2 protein-coding genes and 1 other RNA gene are annotated in these 2,520 nt (G+C 39.3%); 2 read left to right on the forward strand and 1 reads right to left on the reverse strand.

Annotated features, from left to right (window positions below; all coding sequences use genetic code 11):
• The coding region (argS, locus tag WDZ40_03280; protein ID MEX0877856.1) for an arginine--tRNA ligase at window positions 1-1,549 on the reverse strand (1,549 nt) is incomplete at its 3' end.
• A gap of 107 nt (window positions 1,550-1,656) precedes the next feature.
• Between argS and smpB the strand changes: the two genes are divergently transcribed.
• Entirely contained in the window at window positions 1,657-2,100 is a 444-nt protein-coding gene (gene smpB, locus WDZ40_03285) for an SsrA-binding protein SmpB (protein ID MEX0877857.1), read from the forward strand.
• A 21-nt stretch (window positions 2,101-2,121) separates the two neighbouring features.
• Window positions 2,122-2,509, forward strand: a transfer-messenger RNA (tmRNA) gene (gene ssrA, locus WDZ40_03290).
• The last annotated feature ends 11 nt before the right edge of the window (window positions 2,510-2,520 follow it).

Below are 2,520 nucleotides of genomic sequence, written 5' to 3' on the forward strand. Positions count from 1 at the left end.
GGTTTATCTCTTTAACTTGTGCTGAGGCTCCCGAAGCATCTTCATCTATTACCCTGTAATCTCTATAAAATTGATTAAATTCCTGCGCCAGCTCATATACATAAGTTGCAAGACGATGCACCTGGTAATCGCGCGCTATATCCTCTACTATCTCAGGAAATATTATAAGTTTACGAATGAGCTCAAGTTCGCCCACGCCATTTAAAACTTCCAGCTCTTTTTTCTTTATCTCACTTGTTGCTTGTTGCTTGTTGCTTGTTGCTTTGCGCAATATGGAACATATTCGCGCATGTGTATACTGAATATAATATACAGGATTTTTTTGCGACTGCTCGCGCGCAAGTTTAATATCAAATTCCATCTGGCTGTCAAGAGATTTTGTAATGTAAAAATACCTTACAGCATCAAGGCCCGTCTCTTCTATAAGGTCTCTAACAGTAACTATAACCCCTCTTCTCTTAGAAAGCTTTTCTCCTCCCTTTAGGCGCACAAACTGAGCTATCAACACATCCATATTTTTTATACTCAACATCTGCAGAGCCGCGTTCATTCGGCGCAAGTGTCCGTGATGGTCGGCGCCCCATACATCTATAAACTTATCAAATCCGCGCCGCGCTTTATTACGATGATAGGCAATATCGGTAGTAAAATATGTATTTTCCCCGTTACCCCTTACTAAAACCTGGTCCTGCCTGTCTCCATATTTGGTTGTCTTAAGCCATAAAGCGCCTTCGTTCTCGTATGTGAGCTTTCTTTTTTTAAGTTCACGCAAAACAGATGAAACTTCTCCTTTTTTGTATAAACTCTCTTCTTCAAACCAGACATCAAATACAACCCGAGCCTCTTTTGTCAAAAAATCCTCAATATCCTTTTGTATTTTACCGGACATAAAATATCCGGCCGCACTATAACTTTTATATCGCTTTAAAGACTTTGAGTTTTCTTTTATTTTTTTATCCAAATAAGGCCCTTTGTAGGATGTTCCATTTCCCAACACTGTCTTGCCAAGCTCTTTTATTTGCGCGCTTTGGCGCGCGTTATTAACATAGTATTCCCTGGTAACTTTATATCCGGCAAACTTAAGAATATTTGCCAGAGCATCACTGTAAAAAAAGGTGCGCGCGTGCCCGACATGAAGCTCTCCTGTGGGGTTTATAGATCCAAACTCTATGTTGAGTTTTTTTTCTTTTCCAAAATTAACTTCTCCAAAGTGATCAGAATTAAAAACCTTCCAAAGTAAATTTTTTAACCGATCAGGGGCTATATAAAAATTTATAAACCCCGGAGGCGCCACCTGAATGTCCGGAAATGTTTTAACGAGACGCTCATCCGCAAGAAGCTCTTTTTGAATTATTTTAGCTATGGTTTTTGGCTTTCTTCCCGATGTAGAAGCAATTTGCATAGCAATAGAGGCAGAGTAATCTCCCTGCCCCGCTCTGGTTGGTGTTGTTACTTTGGGCCTGGGAATCTTAACATCGGGGAGTTCTCCCCTTTTTTGCAGATTATTAACCGCCCTTTTAACACTAGTTTGTACTTTATTTCTTAACATATTTAAGCTTTACACTTCTTGTATTTTAGCACATTTAACAGTTCAATTGTAAGATTTTGTTTTTCTGTTATGATACGAATGTCAGGATTAGAGCCTGACCTAAAAACATGAAAGATTACGCGCGAAACAAAAAAGCCTTCTTTGATTACGAAATACTGGAAAAATACGAAGCGGGACTAAAGTTAAAGGGTTACGAAACGAAGGCGGTAAAGAAAAATCTTGTCAGTTTACAGGGTGCTTTTGCTGTGATAAAAAACGGAGAGGCATTTATTACAAATATGAAAATAGCTCCTTACCAAGAACCGAATATTCCCGGTTCTTATGACGAAACAAGGGCGCGCAAGCTCCTTTTGCATAAAAAAGAGATAGAAGAATTATACGAAAAATCACAGCAAAGGGGCTTGACTTTAGTGCCACTTAGATTGTATAATAGGAATGGTTTAATTAAGGCAGAAATAGCTATAGTTAGAGGAAAAAAGAAGCACGACAAGAGAGAAACCATCAAAAAACGGGAGGATGACAGGAATATAAGGAGAACATTAAAAAGATAGCTCGCGAAGCGAGTAAAATATGGGGATGCACAGGTTCGCTAAGTTAATATCTGTGCAATTTGCAGGCTGAGCCAGGCTACATTATGCTCGTAAATCTTTTGTAGCACCCTTTAAGTGCAAACTTAATGGCGCAGGTAAAGAACGCTTTTAGCGCTCCTACTCCTGCATTAGCTTACGCTTAAATACCGTAAGCCGCTGTTGTGCGTGACTCCGATGCCGTGCTAACAGCGTCACACTATCGGATTAGCTATTTGGCCTTCCCGTCCAACTAGTGAACTTTAGGGATCGAGTCTAAAATGTTTTGTTCATTTTATAGTTTTAGTCTTTAAATAAAATAAATGTCCTATGCCTGTAGAGTAGTTGCATTATATTTTCTTACACGTGGGTTCGATTCCCACCATCTCCACTATGCAATAAGTT

Source organism: Candidatus Spechtbacterales bacterium, assembly GCA_040879145.1.
Classification (GTDB): domain Bacteria; phylum Patescibacteriota; class Minisyncoccia; order Spechtbacterales; family 2-12-FULL-38-22; genus JAWVZY01.